Below are 16,638 nucleotides of genomic sequence, written 5' to 3' on the forward strand. Positions count from 1 at the left end.
GCAGCGTAACCAAGAGGTGGCTTTCGTTCTTCCGAGGCCGTGGATGGCTAGAGTTGTGACGTGCGCAATTACACCACTGAAACCGAGCCGACCCCCGTTGTAAGTCCGTGGGTGGACGAGCTGCTGCCTGGACTCATCGATTTCAGGCGGGATCTGCACGCGCACCCTGAACTCTCCTTCAAGGAATTCCGCACCACGGACAAACTCGTGGAGCGGCTCGAAGCTGCCGGATTGCAGCCGCGCCGCCTTGAAGGCACCGGGCTAACGGTGGACATCGGGGAAGGTCCCATTGCCACTGCACTGCGTGGTGACATCGACGCCTTGCCCATCATCGAGGAAACGGGCCTGCCGTTCGCTTCGAAGAACCACGGCGTCACCCACGCCTGCGGGCATGACGTCCACACCACCACCATGCTCGGCATTGCCTTGGTGCTGCAGCGGATGCACAAGAACACGCCGCTGGGCGGGACCGTCCGCATCATCTTCCAGCCAGCCGAGGAGACCATGCCCGGCGGTGCTTTGTCCTGCATCGAGCAGGGCGTGCTGGACGGCGTGCCCAGGATCCTTGCGCTGCACTGCGATCCAAGGATCAACGTCGGCAAGATCGGCACCCGGATCGGGGCCATCACGTCGGCATCGGACACCATCAAGATCGAACTCACGGGCCGCGGTGGCCACACGTCCAGGCCGCACCTGACGGAAGACCTGGTCTTTGCCCTGGCGCAAATTGCGGTCAACGTACCCGCCGTGCTCTCCCGTCGCGTGGATGTCCGCAGTGGAGTGTCAGTGGTTTGGGGCCAGATTTCGGCAGGTTCTGCACCCAACGCCATCCCGGGCACTGGCTACATGGCGGGCACCATGCGCTGCCTGGACCGCGATGCCTGGCACAGTGCGGGGGAGTTGCTGGACGACGTCGTGAAGCAGGTTGCCGCTCCTTACGGTGTGGACGTGCATCTGGAGCACACCCGCGGCGTTCCTCCCGTGGTGAACTCCGAGCATGAGACTGCGCTGATTGAAGCCGCGGCCCGTGCCGAACTCGGCGAGAACGCCGTGGTCCTGACGCCCCAGTCCATGGGTGGCGAAGACTTTGCCTGGTTCCTGGCTGACCTTCCGGGTGCCATGATGCGGCTCGGCACCCACACGCCTGGTGGCGAGGAATATGACCTCCACCGTGGCGACTTCATCGTGGATGAACGCGCTCTTGGCTACGCCATCCGGGTCCTCACTGCAGCTGCACTTCGAACGATCCGCGACCTCCAGGACTAAACCCAACTAAGGGACAGCACGTGTTCCACTGAGCACTCATTGGGACATGTGTTGTCCCCTAGTTGGGCCAAGTTGAGTTGTGCACAATTGAATTGTGCACTATCGTTTTGTCCATGAGTGATGCACCCCGCCTCCGCCACCAGGTCTGCTTTGCGCTGTATTCGGCGTCAAAGGCCGCGACGGCGGTCTACCGCCCCGTGCTGGACGAGCTGGGTCTTACCTATCCGCAGTACCTGGTGATGCTGGTCCTGTGGGAGCAGGAACCGCGCAGCGTCCGGGAACTTGGCGCCGAACTCGGGCTCGACTCCGGCACGTTGTCGCCTCTCCTGAAGCGCCTTGAGGCGCTCGGTCTGGTTGAGCGCCACCGTTCCGTTGATGACGAACGACGGGTGGATGTCGTCCTGACCGATGCCGGCAGGGAGCTGAGCACCCGCGCCCAGGCCGTCCCCAAGCGCCTCGCTGATGCCGCTGGCCTCTCCACGGATGAGATTGAGCAGTTGCACGCGACGCTCGGCAAACTCACCGCGGCACTGCAGAAGTCACTCTGAGAATTTTCAAGCCACACACAAGCCCACTGATGTCCAAGAGATAAAGGAAGATTCGTGAAGACTCTCTACACTGCCGAGGCTTTGGCCTCCGGCGAAGGCCGCGACGGCAACGCCCGTACCAACGACGGCAAGCTTGACGTAGCCCTCGCCAGCCCGGTTGAGCTGGGAGGCAACGGCCAGGGCACCAACCCCGAGCAGTTGTTCGCCGCCGGCTACGCGGCATGCTTCCATTCCGCCCTGCGCCTGGTGGGCCGCAAGGAACGCGTTGACCTCAGCGATTCCGCCGTTGCCGCCAAGGTCCACTTCGGCGCATTCACTGACCGCGAGGGCTACGGCTTGGCCGCCGAGCTGGAGATCGCCCTGCCCGCCTTGGATCGCGAAAAGGCGGAAGAACTGATGGCCAAGGCGCACCAGATCTGCCCCTACTCCAACGCCACGCGCGGCAACATGGCCGTAGACCTCAAGCTCGTGGAGTTCGCAGCATGAGCGCCGCTACCAGCACGCCGGTGGAAACCCGCGAAATCCAGCTCGCCTCACGCCCGGTAGGACGCCCTGCCCCGGGGAACTTCCGGCTGTCCGCCTCCGGCCTCCCGGACCTTCAGGACGGCCAGGTCCTGGTCCGGAACCAGTTCATGTCCGTGGATCCCTACATGCGCGGACGCATGAATGACGTCAAGTCCTACTCGGCGCCGTTCCGCCTGGATGCAGCGCTCGACGGCGGTGCGGTAGGTGAGGTGATCGCGTCCAGGTCCGACGCGCACAAGGTGGGTGACGTCGTCGTGCATCAACTGGGATGGCGCGAGCACGCGGTGGTGGACGCGGCTGCGACAACCACGGTTCCAAGCGGCCTTGCTCCAACATCGGCGTTCCTTGGTGCTTTGGGCATGACGGGCCTGACCGCTTATGCGGGCCTGCTCAAGGTGGCCGAGTTCGAAGAAGGCGATGTCGTCTTCGTATCCGGTGCGGCCGGCGCTGTGGGATCCATGGTGGGCCAGATTGCCAAGGCATCCGGAGCCAGCAAGGTGATCGGCAGTGCCGGTTCGGCCGAAAAGGTCGTCAGGTTGCTGGAGCTCGGTTTCGACGCCGCCTTCAATTACAACGATGGCCCGGTTCTTGATCAGTTGCGTGAGGCGGCGGGGGAGCGCGGCATCGATGTGTACTTCGACAATGTGGGCGGCAAGCACCTCGAAGCCGCTCTGGCCACGCTCACTGTGGGCGGGCGCGTTGCCATGTGCGGTGCCATTGCGCAATACAACTCCACCGAACCGCCGGCTGCACCGAGGAACCTGGCGCTGGCGATTGGCAAGCAGTTGACCTTGCGCGGATTCCTGGTGGGCGGCCAGCGCCAGCACTCGGCCGAATTTGCCGAAAAGATGGCCGCTTGGCTGGCCAACGGGACGATCCGCTACGACGAGACGATCGTGGACGGCCTGGAGAACGCACCGCAGGCATTCATTGATCTGCTGGACGGCGCCAACACCGGAAAGATGCTCGTCAGGCTCTGAGGTTGGGGGTGGGCCGGGTGTGACTTGCGCACCCGGCTACTGCTTGGTAACAAAAGGTCAACAATCTGCCCTTGGGGACTCGATTGTGCTACCTGCGTGTGGTCCACGCCACTAGTGTTGTGGGTATCAAGGCGCTTCGGCGCAGTGCTGCGAACTTCAGTGAAAACAGAATTTCTGCCTCGGGTATTCGAAACGGACACTCATTGACCATCCGTCGTAGCGCGACTCACTTTCTTCCTGGAGGAAAATTGAAGAACCCACTGCGTGCCACCCTTAAGCGCGGTTCAATGGCCGGTATTGCAACTGCAGGGGCGGCAGCGCTCCTGCTCAGCGGCTGCGGACAAGCCCCTAACTCCGGTTCGGGCGGCCCCACCAAGAGCGACTACATCGGCTGCATTGTGTCCGACTCCGGCGGATTCGATGACCAGTCCTTTAACCAGTCCTCCTTCGAGGGTATGCAGAAGGCCGAAAAGGACCTTGGCATTACCATGAAGTCGGCTGAGTCCAAGGCCAACAGCGACTTCGAGACCAACCTCAACGGCATGGTCTCCGCTGGCTGCAATCTGACCGTCACAGTGGGCTTCCTCCTGGGCGATGCCACCAAGGCAGCCGCGCAGAAGAACACCGACAAGCACTTCGCGATCATCGACTTCTCGTACCAGGACCCCATCGCCAACGTGAAGCCGGTGGTTTATGACACCGCCCAGGCTGCCTACCTCGCAGGCTACGCTGCTGCGTCCGCAAGCAAGACCGGCAAGGTGGGAACCTTCGGCGGCATCAAGCTCCCAACGGTGACCATCTTCATGGACGGTTTCTATGACGGCGTCCAGGCCTACAACAAGGCCAAGGGCAAGTCCGTCCAGGTAATCGGCTGGGACAAGGCCACTCAGGATGGCTCGTTCACGGGCGACTTCGAGAAGCAGGACACCGGCAAGCAGATCACCAAGAACCTCCTGGACCAGGGTGCGGACATCGTCATGCCCGTGGCAGGCCCGGTGGGTAAGGGTGCAGGTGCAGCCCTCAAGGAAGCCAAGGCCGCCGGCAAGGACGTCAAGCTCATCTGGGTTGACTCCGATGGCTACCTCACTGCTCCTGAGTACAAGGACCTCATGCTGACCTCCGTGGTCAAGCAAATGGATGAGGCCGTCGAAACAGTGGTGAAGGACGACAAGGAAGGCAAGTTCAGCAACGAAGCCTATGTTGGCACCCTTGCCAACAAGGGTGTTGCCATTGCACCGTTCCACGACCTCGATTCCGCAGTCCCCGCCGAGACGAAGTCCGAGCTCGATGCCCTGAAGGCGGACATCGTGTCCGGCAAGCTGGTTGTTGAATCAGCGGCAAGCCCCAAGAAGTAACAATTCCTGGACGCGCCGCCAGTACCGAGTGCCGGTACTGGCGGCTCGTTTTTGCCCTGACCAGCGCCTATATTGCGGGGCCCCAGCGCCTATCTTGCTGGCCCTCGCAAGAATAGGCTTCTGCTCAAAGCCAATGGCTTTGAGCAGTACAGCCGTCCCTCGGACTCAAAGAACGGTGGGAGTTGTGAAACTCGAATTGAAGGGGATCTCGAAAGCTTTCGGGACCTTCTACGCCAACCAAGACATCGACCTCGTGGTCGAATCCGGCCAGATCCATTGCCTCCTCGGCGAAAATGGCGCCGGAAAATCAACCCTCATGAACGTGCTGTACGGACTCTATGAACCGACGGCCGGACAAATCCTCGTCGACGACAAGACGGTCAACTTCCGGGGCCCGGGCGACGCCATGGCCGCCGGTATTGGCATGGTCCACCAGCATTTCATGCTGGTTCCCGTCTTCACTGTCGCCGAAAACGTGGCCCTCGGTGCAGAGCCGACATCGTTCGGTGGCGTCCTCAGCATCGATGAAACCCGGAAGAAAATCCGGGACATTTCAAAGAAGTACGGCTTCGACGTCGATCCCGACGCCCTGGTGGAGGACCTCCCCGTAGGCGTCCAGCAACGCGTCGAGATCATCAAGGCGTTGGTCCGGGAGGCCAAGGTGCTCATCCTGGACGAACCAACGGCAGTCCTGACGCCGCAGGAAACGGATGAGTTGCTGGACATCATGCGCCAGCTCAAGGCAGCCGGGACATCGGTCGTGTTCATTTCGCACAAGCTTCGCGAAGTGAAGGCCGTCTCCGACGTCATCACGGTAATCCGCCGCGGCAAAGTAGTAGGCGATGCTCCACCCACGGCCTCAGCCACGGAACTTGCCTCCATGATGGTGGGCCGCCCCGTGAGCCTGACCTTGGACAAAGCCGCAGCCCAGCCAAAGGAAACAACCTTCGTTGTGAAGGACCTGACAGTCCGCGCCCCCAATGGAACCAACGTGGTGGACGGCATCAGCTTCGACATCGCCCAAGGTGAGATCCTCGCCGTCGCGGGTGTCCAAGGCAACGGCCAGACGGAACTTACGGAAGCCATCCTCGGCATCCAGCCGCACGTCACGGGATCCGTGACGCTGGACGGCAAGCAGCTCCTGGGCCTGCCGGTCAAGGACGTGCTGCGCTCCGGCGTCGGCTTTGTCCCGGAAGACCGCACAGTGGACGGGCTGGTAGGCCCCTTTTCCGTTGCCGAGAACCTGGTGCTGGACCTTTACGACCAAGCACCGTTCGCAAGCGGCATCAGCATGAAGCCCGCCAAAGTGGCAGAAAATGCCGAAGCCAAGATCCAGGAGTTCGATATCAGGACGCCGTCGGCGGGAGCTGCGGCAGGAACCCTCTCCGGTGGCAACCAGCAAAAGGTGGTTATGGCCCGCGAGTTGTCCAGGCCGTTGCGGCTGTTCATCGCAAGCCAGCCCACGCGCGGCGTGGATGTTGGCTCCATCGAGTTCCTGCATAAGCGCATAGTTGCGGAGCGGGACGTTGGAACACCCGTGATGATCATTTCCACGGAACTCGATGAAGTGATCGAACTCGCGGACAGGATCGCCGTGCTTTATAAGGGGAAGCTGGTGGGCATTGTCCCTGCCGGAACTCCCCGTGACACCCTCGGCCTGATGATGGCTGGCGTAGGCCCGGAAGGAGGCTCCCATGACGAGTAAGGACCAGACTCCCAGCAAGGACGAGACCCCCGAGGAATCTGCCTCGGAAGTACGTGCGGCGGACGTCGCGCTGGACACCGCTGGCGGCACCTTGGAACCGTCCATCGTCCCCGTGTCCTCTCAGAGTGGGGACACCGGTCACCGGCAAGCCAGCACGATGCGCCGGATCGTCATGGGCAACGGCTTCGTGTCCGTCCTGGCGGTTATTGTGGCGCTGTTCCTGGGCGGTTTGCTCATTGCCAGCACGGATAAGAAGGTTTCCGAGAGCGCGGGTTATTTCTTCGCGCGGCCCAGCGATTTCCTGCTGGCGCTGTGGAATGCCATGACCAAGAGCTACGTCGCGTTGTTCCAGGGCTCGGTGTTCAACCCCCGCGAAGGTTTCATGCCCCTGCTTGAAACAATGACGGTAGCCACCCCACTGATCTGTGCAGGCCTCGGCGTTGCCTTGGCCTTCCGCGCCGGCCTGTTCAACATCGGCGCCCAAGGCCAGATCATCATCAGCGCAACGCTGGCTGCCTATGTTGGTTTCACCTGGCACTTGCCGTTCGGGCTCCACCTGCTGCTGGTCATCATCATGGGCGTCCTCGGCGGCGCTGCCTGGGGTGCGATAGTTGGCATCCTCAAAGCCCGGACCGGCGCGCACGAGGTCATCGTGACGATCATGCTGAACTACGTCGCGTTGTTCCTTTTGGACTTCCTCCTGAACACCGCGGCCTTCCGGCGCCCGGGGGACAACAGCCCTATCTCACCCCGGCTGGATGAGACTGCCACTTACCCTGTGCTCATTCCAGGCTCCCGGCTCCACCTGGGTTTCCTGGTGGCCGTCCTGCTGACATACGGCGTGTGGTGGATGCTGAACCGCTCCACCATTGGCTTTGAGTTCCGCGCAGTTGGTGCCAACCCAGTGGCCGCGCGCACGGCGGGCGTCAAGGTACCCCGCGCCACCATACTGGTGATGGCTTTTGCCGGTGCCCTCGCTGCCTTCGGTGGCGTTGCCCAGGTGGCCGGCACCGAAAAGGTATTGACGGGCGGTGTTGCAGCCCAGATTGGCTTCGACTCCATCACTGTTGCACTGCTTGGCCGAAGCACTCCATGGGGAACGTTCTTCGCGGGCCTGCTCTTCGGTGCTTTCCGGGCCGGTGCGGTTCAGATGCAGATCCAAACGGGAACGCCGATCGACATCGTGCTGGTGGTCCAGTCCCTGATCGTCCTGTTCATCGCGGCGCCGCCACTGATCAGGTCGGTTTTCCGGCTTGAGCCCAAGAAGAAGAACAAGACACCGAAGGCCGCTCGGAAAGCTGCCCTTGCCAACGCCACCGGAGGTGCCAAGTGAGCGCAACATCCACCGCGCCCCTAGCGGGAGCAACAGCATTACCCGGGCTGCGGCCATCCTTGAAGGTCCCGGTTTCGCTTGGCGTCCTGGCACTCATTGCCCTCGTGTTCTTCGGCCTCTTGGGTCCGGACCAGACAGCAGAAATGAAGATCAGCGATCCCGGCGACGCCTTTGCCGTCCCGGCGCTGGCGATTCCAGGCCAGGTAGGTGGCATCGTCCTGGCCATCGTGCTCCTGGCCATGGCCGCATACTCGATCTACTTGTGGACACGGGGTGAGCGATCCCCGAAATGGCTGCCGATCGCCTTCGCGGTGGTCTTCGTTTTCGCCTTGCTGGTATGGATTGTTGCCGGCGCACGGCAGCCGTCCATCTCCCTTGCCGGCCTCATTGCGGGTTCGGTGACCTTGGCTGTTCCCTTGGTTTTTGGCTCCCTTTCCGGCGTCCTGTGCGAGCGGGTGGGCGTGGTGAACATTGCCATTGAAGGCCAGCTGCTGGGCGGAGCTTTCACCGCCGCTTTGGTGGCAACGGTGACCGGCAGCCCCTATGTCGGATTGATTGCTGCCGCAGCCGCCGGCGCCGTCGTGTCCATGGTCCTCGCGGTCTTCAGCATCAAATACCTCGTCAACCAGATCATTGTGGGCGTTGTGCTCAATGTGCTGGTCTCCGGTCTCACCGGCTTCCTGTTCGGCACAGTCATGGTGACCAACAAGGAGCAGTTCAACACCCCTGGCCGCCTGGATATCCTGCCGATTCCATTCCTTTCGGACATTCCCATCATCGGGCCCATCCTGTTCAAGCAGTCCATCGCTGGCTACCTCATGTATGTGGCTGTAGCAGTGGTCTGGTTCGGCCTGTTCAAGACGCGTTGGGGGCTGCGTGTCCGCGCTGTCGGCGAGCATCCACAGGCTGCGGACACTCTGGGAATCAACGTCAACGCCACCCGCTTCTGGAACGTGACGCTTGGCGGTGCGATCGCCGGCATCGGTGGTGCTGTGTTCACGCTGGTGACTATCGACTCCTTCACCAAGGAAATCTCCGGTGGCCGTGGCTTCATTGCCCTGGCGGCCCTGATCTTTGGACGGTGGAACCCGATCGGTGCCTTCCTCGCCTCGCTGCTGTTCGGCTTTGCGTACAATCTGCAATCGATTCTGGGCATCATTGGTACCCCGGTGCCAAGCCAGTTCATGGCCATGCTGCCGTACCTGGTGACCATCTTCGCCGTCGCCGGTTTGGTGGGCAGGTCGCGGCCACCTGCCGCAAGCGGCATACCGTACGTGAAGGGTTGACGCATGCCAACGCTTGACGTCGATTGGCATGCACTGGAACAAGCTGCAGTAAAGGCCATGGAACGGGCCTACGCCCCGTATTCCAAGTTCCCGGTGGGGGCTGCGGCCCTCACCGAGGACGGCAGGATCGTTAGCGGCTGCAACGTGGAGAACGCCAGCTATGGCCTGACCCTCTGCGCTGAATGCGCCTTGGTGGGGCAGCTCCACATGACCGGTGGGGGCCGGATCGCGGCTTTCTACTGCGTCGATAGCCTGGGAAACGTCCTCATGCCGTGCGGGCGCTGCCGTCAGCTGCTCTACGAGTTCCGGGCGCCCGGAATGCAGCTCATGACAACGCAGGGAATCAAATCCATGGACCAAGTGCTGCCTGACGCCTTTGGTCCCGAAAACCTGGAGGAAACCACGTGAGAAGCCCTGAAGCTTTCGACGCCGTTCAGATCATCTCCATCAAACGCGACAAAGGCACGCTCACTCCGGAACAGATCGATTGGACCATTGACGCCTATACGCGGGGTGTGATCGCCGAGGAGCAGATGGCGGCGCTGAACATGGCGATCCTGCTCAACGGCATGAACCGCGAGGAAATCTCACGCTGGACTTCGGCGATGATCGCCTCCGGGGAGCGGATGGACTTTTCCTCGCTGACAACGCCCGACGGCGGCCGGAAGCCTACCAGCGACAAACACTCCACCGGCGGGGTGGGGGATAAGATCACCCTCCCGTTGGCCCCGCTGGTGGCGGTCTTTGGCGTGGCCGTGCCGCAGCTGTCCGGCCGCGGGCTCGGCCACACCGGCGGCACTTTGGACAAGCTCGAAGCAATCCCCGGATGGCGTGCGAACCTGAGTAATGAGGAAATCATGGCCCAGCTCCAGGACGTCGGAGCGGTCATTTGCGCTGCCGGATCCGGTCTGGCACCGGCTGACAAGAAGCTCTATGCATTGCGTGACGTCACGGGAACGGTTGAAGCGATCCCGTTGATTGCTTCCTCGATCATGAGTAAGAAGATCGCAGAAGGCACCGGCTCGTTGGTACTGGACGTAAAGGTGGGTTCCGGCGCCTTCATGAAGGATGAGGCGCGGGCTCGTGAGTTGGCGGAGACCATGGTGGCCTTGGGCAAGGACGCGGGCGTTCACACAGTGGCTTTGATGACAGATATGTCCACGCCCCTGGGCCTGACAGCCGGTAATGCGATCGAGGTGGAGGAGTCTGTGGACGTCCTGGCGGGCGGTGGTCCGGAAGACGTCGTCGAACTGACTGTCCGCTTGGCCGAGGAGATGCTGGCCGGTGCCGGCATTCATGATGCCGACCCCGCCGCTGCCCTCAAGGATGGGCGCGCCATGGACGTCTGGAACCGGATGATCGAAGCGCAGGGCGGCGATCCGCGCGCCGCCTTGCCGGTGGCCAGGGAATCCGAGGTTGTCTACGCCCCCGCTGATGGCGTCCTGGTTGAACTGGATGCCCTGTCCGTCGGCGTTGCCGCGTGGCGCCTCGGAGCTGGCCGCGCCCGCAAGGAGGACAAAGTCCAGGCCGGTGCCGGGGTGCGGCTTCATGCCAAACCGGGCGCGCTGGTCAGGGCCGGCGAACCATTGATGACGCTCCTGACCGATACTCCTGAGAAGTTTGAGCGGGCCAAGGAAGCGTTGCAGGACGCCGTGGTGATTGCACCTGAGGGCTCACGACCGGCCCATCAGCTGATCATCGACAGGATCGCCTAGGCTTAGATCCCGTGCAGGCCATCAACGATTTCATCCTGGCCGCGGCCGAGCAGCCGTGGGTGTTGTTCCTTGTGTTGGCCTGCTGCCTGATCGACGGTTTCTTCCCACCCATTCCCAGCGAATCCGTGGTGGTCGGCTTGAGTGCTGTCTCCGGCGGCGCAGGCTCACCCAACGTGTGGCTGCTCGGGGTCATGGCAGCAATCGGCGCCTTCTCAGGCGACAACATTGCCTACCTGATAGGGCACCGTATCGGGGTCCAGCGTTGGCGTTGGATGCGTACGCAGCGCATGCAAGGAGCCTTCCGCTGGGCCGGTAAGGAACTCCGACGGCGGTCGGCCTCACTCATCATGGTGGCGCGCTTCATTCCCATCGGCCGGGTGGCAGTAAACCTCACAGCCGGTGCCACGCACTTCCATCACCGCCGCTTTGTAGCGCTGACTGCGATGTCCGCCATCCTGTGGGCAAGCTATTCGGTGGTCCTGGGGTACTTCTTTGGGGTCTGGTTCGAGCACAACCACCTGTTGGGCGCAGTGATTGCCATTGTGGTGGCTGTGATTCTGGGCATCATCATTGACCGCATCATCAGCAAGGTCAGGGGATCGGCGCCGCTGGACCGCAGCAACGTCGAAGACGCCACGAGTATTGCTGAGGAAGAAGCGCCGCCTCCACCCACGGTATGACACGAACGACGCCGGGAGATCAGCCCGGCGGTTGACGACGGAACGAGTACTCCACGCGTAGCGTTAAGTGGGTGATCCCGAGGCTGGGGCGTAGCGAACGACGTCCCGGCCGTGGGACACTAAGAGCGACTTCTGTCACAGTGTCAAGTCATATTCGCCTAGGAGCTACCGCCGCGTGGAGTTTTTGAACCAAATGCTCGAGCATGCAGCCGGGCAGCCTTGGATTTACCCGGTACTCCTCGTCTTTTTCTTCATTGACGGATTTGCCACCATTCTTCCCAGTGAAACAGCCATTGTGGGGCTCTCGGCGCTGTCCCTTCACAACGGTCAGCCGAACCTTTGGATTCTGGGAGCCACGGCCTTGGTTGGTGCAATGGCCGGTGACAATATGGCGTACATGCTGGGCCGCAAGATCGGATTGACACGCTGGAAGTGGATGCGCCGCCCCAAGGTCCAGAAGATGTTCGCGTGGGCTCAGTATGAGCTCGACAAACGTGGGGCAGTCCTGATCTTTACTGCCCGCTACATTCCCTGGGGACGTGTGGCTGTTAACTACGTTGCCGGCCAGACGGGTTTCCGCCACAGGACATTCTTCTTCTTGGATGCCTTCGCCTGCGTCACCTGGGTTTGCTACTCCATCGGCATCGGCCTTCTCGCCGGCCAGTGGGTGCACAACAACCCCCTGCTCGGCGTGGGCATTGCCGTGGCGTTCGCGGTGATCCTGGGCATTGTTGTGGACCACGTCCTTCGCTGGTGGCACAAGCACCTGGAGAAGAAGGATCTGGCTAAGAAGGATCAGGCTAAGAAGGATCAGGCTAAGAAGGATCAGGCCGCAGCTGCCCCTACAACAGCGAAGGCGCCAACGCCGGACCCCCAGGAGTTGACCCAAAAGGCCGTTGCCGGCGTCGACCTCTCCAAGCCCGCTGGCTAGGCTCCTGCCTTCCGCAGGCGACCACAGAGGGGGCCTGAAACGAGTCCATGGCGGCGGTGGGGATTACTCTTAGTACGTGACTGAGCCCATTGTTGACGCTGCCCCTGCCCTCGACTTCGATTTGAAGAGCCTTCCCAAGGTTTCCCTCCACGACCATTTGGACGGAGGACTGCGGCCTGCAACCATCATCGAACTGGCGCAGGCCGTCGGCCACACGCTGCCCTCCACTGATCCGGTTGCCCTGGGCGAATGGTTCCGCGAATCCGCCGATTCCGGTTCGCTGGTGCGCTACCTGGAAACGTTCGACCACACGGTTGCTGTGATGCAGACCAAGGAAGGCCTGTTCCGGGTCGCCAAGGAATTCGTGGAAGACCTTGCCGAGGACGGGGTCGTTTACGGTGAAGTCCGCTGGGCCCCTGAGCAGCACCTGCAGAAGGGCCTGACACTGGATGAAGTAGTGGAAGCGGTCCAGGATGGCCTCGAAGCCGGCGTGGACGCGGCGGAAGAACGCGGCCAGCAGATCCAGGTAGGGCAACTCATCACTGCGATGCGCCACGCCGACCGCGGCCAGGAAATCGCGGAGCTCGCTGTTCGACACCGCGCCAACGGCGCTGTGGGCTTCGACATCGCAGGCGCCGAGGACGGCTTCCTGCCCTCACGCTTCAAAGACGCCTTCACCTACCTTGCCGAGAACAACTTCCCGGCCACGGTCCACGCCGGTGAGGCCGCAGGCCTGGACAGCATCCAGTCGGCGCTCGTGGACGGACGCGCTCTGCGGCTTGGACACGGAGTGCGTATTGCCGAGGACATTACGGTGGAATTTGAAGACAACTCCGACGACGACGGCGAGGACACCATCGGCATGGTGACACTCGGCGGCGTGGCCGCCTGGGTTCGCGACCGCGGAATTGCACTGGAAATCTGCCCGTCATCGAACCTCCAGACCGGCGCTATCTCCAGCTTCGGCGAAGGCATCGAGAGCCACCCGTTGGACATGCTTTTCCAGCTCGGGTTCAACGTCACCATCAACACGGACAACAGGCTCATGAGCGGTGTCACCCTGACGGACGAGTTTGAGCTGCTGGTGGAAACCTTCGACTACGACCTCGATGATTTGCTCGAACTGACGCTCAATGCCGCAGAGGCCGCCTTCCTGCCGCTGGACGAGCGTGAAGCTTTGGTCGAGTACATCAACGATGCCTACGCCAACCTCGGCTAACGAGTCCGGGACCGGGATTACGGAGCTGATCCGGACTGTCGCCTCTTTGCGGGAGCACTGCCCTTGGATGGGTGCGCTGACGCATGAGTCCCTGGTGGAGTACCTGATCGAGGAAGCCTATGAGGTTGTGGACTCGATCGAGGCCGGGGATTCGCCGGTCAGGGACGAGGAGCTTCGCGGCGAGCTGGGGGACGTACTGCTTCAAGTGGTGCTTCACGCCCGGCTTGCCGAGGAGCGCGGCAGCTTTGACTTTGATGCCGTGGCCCACGGCATCAACGAGAAAATGGTCCGCCGCAATCCGCATGTGTTCAAGCCGGACGGTTCGCTGCAGGCAACGTTCCCGGCCACGGTCGAGGAAATCATCCTGAAGTGGGATGCCGTGAAGCGTGCTGAGAAGCCGGGCCGTGCCGATCCGTTTGAGGGAATTCCACCGCACCTGCCTGCCTTGGCAGGGGCACAAAAGTCCCTGGACCGTGCTGCTCGTGCGGGTCTGACGATCGACGCCAAAAGGCAGGCAACCGCCGTCGGGCTTCCTGCAATTCCAGACTCGGAAGACGCGCTCGGTGAGCTGTTGCTCGCCGTCGTTGCCGGCGCCCGGGAGCAAGGGCTCGACGCCGAGCGTGCCCTCCGCGCAGCAGTTCGATCGTTTCAGAACGGGAAGGCCCAGCCTTCATGACGTGAGGAGTTTGAACCCGTTCCGTAACCTAAGCCACTCTCGACTACGCTAGTAGCGACGAGGACGTTGAGAATTTCCCTCCACATTCCTGTAATTTGCCCATAAGGAGCACATCCATGGCGCTTATCGATGCCATCCACGCCCGCGAAATCCTTGATTCCCGCGGAAACCCGACCGTAGAAGTTGAGGTCCTGCTTTCCGACGGCCAGATCGGCCGCGCAGCAGTTCCCTCCGGCGCCTCCACCGGCGAGCACGAAGCTGTTGAACTCCGCGACGGCGACAAAGGCCGTTACCTCGGCAAGGGTGTCCAGAAGGCCGTTGACGCGGTCATCGACGAGATCTCGCCGGCACTCATTGGTTTCGACGCAACGGACCAGCGCAGCATCGACCAGGCCATGATCGACCTCGACGGCACCCCGAACAAGAGCAAGCTCGGCGCCAACGCCATCCTGGGTGTTTCCCTGGCCGTTGCCAACGCAGCTGCTGCTTCCTCGGACCTGCCGCTGTACAAGTACCTCGGTGGCCCGAACGCACACGTCCTGCCGGTTCCGCTGATGAACATCCTCAACGGTGGCTCGCACGCCGACTCCGATGTTGACATCCAGGAATTCATGATCGCCCCGATCGGTGCCGAGACCTTCTCCGAAGGCCTGCGCTGGGGCGTTGAGGTCTACCACAACCTCAAGGCTGTCCTCCAGGAAAAGGGCCTCTCCACGGGCCTCGGTGACGAGGGTGGCTTCGCCCCCAACCTGCCGTCCAACCGCGCAGCACTGGACCTGATCCAGGAAGCCATCAAGAACGCCGGCTACACCCCGGGTACGGACATCGCCCTTGCCCTGGACGTTGCTTCCTCCGAGTTCTACAAGGACGGTGCTTACCAGTTCGAAGGCAAGGCACTGACCGCCTCGGAAATGAGCGCCTACTACGCCGAGCTCGTTGCCGACTACCCGCTAGTCTCCATTGAAGACCCGCTGGACGAGAACGACTGGGAAGGCTGGAAGACCCTCACCGACGCCATCGGTGACAAGGTCCAGCTGGTTGGCGATGACCTCTTCGTCACCAACCCGGTCCGCCTGCAGCAGGGAATCAGCGCCGCCACGGCCAACTCCCTCCTGGTCAAGGTCAACCAGATCGGTTCCCTGACCGAAACCCTGGACGCCGTTTCCCTGGCCCAGCGTTCCGGTTACACCACCATCACCTCGCACCGCTCCGGCGAAACCGAGGACACCACCATTGCTGACATCGCCGTTGCTACCAACGCGGGCCAGATCAAGACCGGTGCCCCGGCCCGCTCCGAGCGCGTCGCCAAGTACAACCAGCTCCTGCGCATCGAAGAAGAACTCGACGACGCCGCACGCTACGCCGGCCGCAGCGCGTTCCCGCGTTTCAAGGGCTAGCATTCCGCGAAAACAGCTAACCGGTGGCTATGGTGGAAAGACCATAGCCACCGGTTCTGTTTAACGCTTGCCTGCGGAACCGCGGGCACAGCAGGACCTACGCAAGTCCCGCACACGTACGTTACGCGCAGGGCAAGCGCAGCAACCCGCCAGGCAAGCACCGGGCATTACAGGAGTGTCATGGCCACCCGTCGTCCAAAGGTTCCCAGGGCTGATGCCCTTGGTAGGCCGAACAGCGCAGGAAGGCCAAACAGCGCAGACTCTGTCGGCGCAGGCAGGCCCAACAGCGCAGCCTCGGCCGGCGGAGAGGTCATTGCGGCTGAGTTCGGTGCCTCCCGCAGCTCTGCGGAATCTTCGACGCCGGCACCGGCCACCAGGAAGCCCACGGCTCCCAAGCCCTCCGGCAGTGCCAAGACGGCAGCCAGCACCAGGACCGCAGGCAGTCCCAAGACTGCGGGCAGCACCAAGAGCTCAGCCAGCAGCAGGAGCGCAGCCAGCACCAGGAGCCCGGCCACCAAGACCAGCCCCGCCGCGTCCATGAAAGCTTCGTCCATGAAAGCTTCGGGCAAACCCTCCGGCAACAGCACCCGTGAAGCCCAGGACCTCGATCCCGTACCGGCGAAGGCCTTCTCGGGCAGGATGCTGGCACTGGCTGTCGTCATGATTGCGATCACCATCATGCTTGCGCCCACAGTCCGGATTTTCCTGGAGAAGCGGGCTGAAATCTCCGCCCTGGAGGCCGAGATCGCCAGCAAGCAGGCAGAGCAGACGGAGCTGAACAAGCAGCTTTCGCGGTGGCAGGATCCCAACTACGTGAAACAGCAGGCCCGCGACCGCATTAACATGGTTATGCCGGGTGAAACGGGTTACTGGGTATTTGGCGGGGAAGAAGCCGCCGGTACCCCTGGGGGCCGCACCGGCTCCGGATCATCCGCAAACCCGGCAAACCTGCCCTGGGTGGATGCGCTCTGGGAGTCAATCAGACGATCGGCAACAGACTAGACGCGGTGCCCGCCGCCGTC

17 protein-coding genes are annotated in these 16,638 nt (G+C 62.3%); 16 read left to right on the forward strand and 1 reads right to left on the reverse strand.

The genetic code is table 11. From position 1 onward, the window contains the following. Positions 1–60 precede the first annotated feature (60 nt). The 15 genes from AC1DD5_RS05725 to eno all read left to right on the forward strand — a co-directional run bounded on the left by AC1DD5_RS05725 (position 61) and on the right by eno (position 15,616). Positions 61–1,266 carry an amidohydrolase gene (locus AC1DD5_RS05725; RefSeq protein WP_477520819.1) on the forward strand — a complete coding sequence of 402 codons (1,206 nt, stop codon included), beginning with the start codon at positions 61–63 and terminating at the stop codon, positions 1,264–1,266. 113 nt (positions 1,267–1,379) lie between these two features. Beyond that, positions 1,380–1,814: a MarR family winged helix-turn-helix transcriptional regulator gene (locus AC1DD5_RS05730; protein WP_477520820.1), complete on the forward strand. Its 435-nt coding sequence runs from the start codon at positions 1,380–1,382 to the stop codon at positions 1,812–1,814. Positions 1,815–1,868: 54 nt separating this feature from the next. Next, positions 1,869–2,300 (forward strand): organic hydroperoxide resistance protein, encoded by a 432-nt coding sequence (locus AC1DD5_RS05735; RefSeq protein ID WP_431119008.1) that lies wholly within the window; start codon positions 1,869–1,871, stop codon positions 2,298–2,300. Continuing rightward, a complete protein-coding gene (locus tag AC1DD5_RS05740) occupies positions 2,297–3,319 on the forward strand; it encodes an NADP-dependent oxidoreductase (RefSeq protein ID WP_477520821.1) in 1,023 nt (340 codons plus the stop codon). The genes AC1DD5_RS05735 and AC1DD5_RS05740 overlap by 4 nt, the downstream gene beginning before the upstream one ends. Before the next feature lie 248 nt (positions 3,320–3,567). After that, complete coding sequence (locus tag AC1DD5_RS05745) at positions 3,568–4,674, forward strand: BMP family lipoprotein (RefSeq protein ID WP_477520822.1); 1,107 nt, start codon at positions 3,568–3,570, stop codon at positions 4,672–4,674. Between the two features lie 184 nt (positions 4,675–4,858). Then, positions 4,859–6,379, forward strand: a complete 1,521-nt coding sequence (locus AC1DD5_RS05750) for an ABC transporter ATP-binding protein (RefSeq protein ID WP_477520823.1) — start codon at positions 4,859–4,861, stop codon at positions 6,377–6,379. Next, entirely contained in the window at positions 6,369–7,712 is a 1,344-nt protein-coding gene (locus AC1DD5_RS05755; protein WP_477520824.1) for an ABC transporter permease, read from the forward strand. The genes AC1DD5_RS05750 and AC1DD5_RS05755 overlap by 11 nt, the downstream gene beginning before the upstream one ends. Next, the gene (locus AC1DD5_RS05760) at positions 7,709–8,998 is read left to right on the forward strand and encodes an ABC transporter permease (RefSeq protein WP_477519517.1); all 1,290 of its coding nucleotides are present in this window, start codon (positions 7,709–7,711) and stop codon (positions 8,996–8,998) included. The genes AC1DD5_RS05755 and AC1DD5_RS05760 overlap by 4 nt, the downstream gene beginning before the upstream one ends. 3 nt (positions 8,999–9,001) lie before the next feature. Then, positions 9,002–9,406, forward strand: coding sequence for a cytidine deaminase (locus AC1DD5_RS05765; protein WP_477520825.1), 405 nt, complete (start codon positions 9,002–9,004; stop codon positions 9,404–9,406). After that, positions 9,403–10,713 carry a thymidine phosphorylase gene (locus AC1DD5_RS05770; protein ID WP_442016720.1) on the forward strand — a complete coding sequence of 437 codons (1,311 nt, stop codon included), beginning with the start codon at positions 9,403–9,405 and terminating at the stop codon, positions 10,711–10,713. Before AC1DD5_RS05765 ends, AC1DD5_RS05770 begins: the two co-directional genes overlap by 4 nt. Before the next feature lie 11 nt (positions 10,714–10,724). Further along, positions 10,725–11,393: a DedA family protein gene (locus tag AC1DD5_RS05775; RefSeq protein ID WP_442002634.1), complete on the forward strand. Its 669-nt coding sequence runs from the start codon at positions 10,725–10,727 to the stop codon at positions 11,391–11,393. Between the two features lie 193 nt (positions 11,394–11,586). Next, positions 11,587–12,324, forward strand: a complete 738-nt coding sequence (locus AC1DD5_RS05780) for a DedA family protein (RefSeq protein ID WP_477520953.1) — start codon at positions 11,587–11,589, stop codon at positions 12,322–12,324. A gap of 76 nt (positions 12,325–12,400) precedes the next feature. After that, on the forward strand, positions 12,401–13,543 hold the full coding sequence (locus tag AC1DD5_RS05785) for an adenosine deaminase (RefSeq protein ID WP_442016721.1): 1,143 nt from the start codon (positions 12,401–12,403) through the stop codon (positions 13,541–13,543). Next, on the forward strand, positions 13,521–14,219 hold the full coding sequence (locus AC1DD5_RS05790; protein WP_477520826.1) for a MazG nucleotide pyrophosphohydrolase domain-containing protein: 699 nt from the start codon (positions 13,521–13,523) through the stop codon (positions 14,217–14,219). The genes AC1DD5_RS05785 and AC1DD5_RS05790 overlap by 23 nt, the downstream gene beginning before the upstream one ends. 116 nt (positions 14,220–14,335) lie before the next feature. Then, positions 14,336–15,616: a phosphopyruvate hydratase gene (gene eno, locus AC1DD5_RS05795; protein ID WP_477520827.1), complete on the forward strand. Its 1,281-nt coding sequence runs from the start codon at positions 14,336–14,338 to the stop codon at positions 15,614–15,616. A gap of 167 nt (positions 15,617–15,783) precedes the next feature. On the opposite strand, the gene AC1DD5_RS05800 is transcribed toward eno, so the two are convergent. Beyond that, positions 15,784–16,170, reverse strand: a complete 387-nt coding sequence (locus AC1DD5_RS05800) for a hypothetical protein (protein WP_477520828.1) — start codon at positions 16,168–16,170, stop codon at positions 15,784–15,786. Here AC1DD5_RS05800 and AC1DD5_RS05805 point away from each other — a divergent pair. Continuing rightward, positions 16,169–16,618 (forward strand): FtsB family cell division protein, encoded by a 450-nt coding sequence (locus AC1DD5_RS05805; protein ID WP_477520829.1) that lies wholly within the window; start codon positions 16,169–16,171, stop codon positions 16,616–16,618. The genes AC1DD5_RS05800 and AC1DD5_RS05805 overlap by 2 nt on opposite strands. Positions 16,619–16,638 lie beyond the last annotated feature (20 nt).

It is taken from the genome of Paenarthrobacter sp. 10L420 (assembly GCF_056395385.1).

Bases quoted from the DNA above. Each gene is read 5' to 3' on its own strand.
- AC1DD5_RS05730 (WP_477520820.1), top strand. From the start codon at position 1,380: ATGAGTGATGCACCCCGCCTCCGCCACCAGGTCTGCTTTGCGCTGTAT.
- AC1DD5_RS05740 (WP_477520821.1), top strand. From the start codon at position 2,297: ATGAGCGCCGCTACCAGCACGCCGGTGGAAACCCGCGAAATCCAGCTC.
- AC1DD5_RS05755 (WP_477520824.1), top strand. From the start codon at position 6,369: ATGACGAGTAAGGACCAGACTCCCAGCAAGGACGAGACCCCCGAGGAA.
- AC1DD5_RS05765 (WP_477520825.1), top strand. From the start codon at position 9,002: ATGCCAACGCTTGACGTCGATTGGCATGCACTGGAACAAGCTGCAGTA.
- AC1DD5_RS05780 (WP_477520953.1), top strand. From the start codon at position 11,587: ATGCTCGAGCATGCAGCCGGGCAGCCTTGGATTTACCCGGTACTCCTC.
- AC1DD5_RS05790 (WP_477520826.1), top strand. From the start codon at position 13,521: ATGCCTACGCCAACCTCGGCTAACGAGTCCGGGACCGGGATTACGGAG.
- eno (WP_477520827.1), top strand. From the start codon at position 14,336: ATGGCGCTTATCGATGCCATCCACGCCCGCGAAATCCTTGATTCCCGC.
- AC1DD5_RS05805 (WP_477520829.1), top strand. From the start codon at position 16,169: ATGAAAGCTTCGGGCAAACCCTCCGGCAACAGCACCCGTGAAGCCCAG.
- AC1DD5_RS05800 (WP_477520828.1), bottom strand. From the start codon at position 16,170: ATGGACGAAGCTTTCATGGACGCGGCGGGGCTGGTCTTGGTGGCCGGG.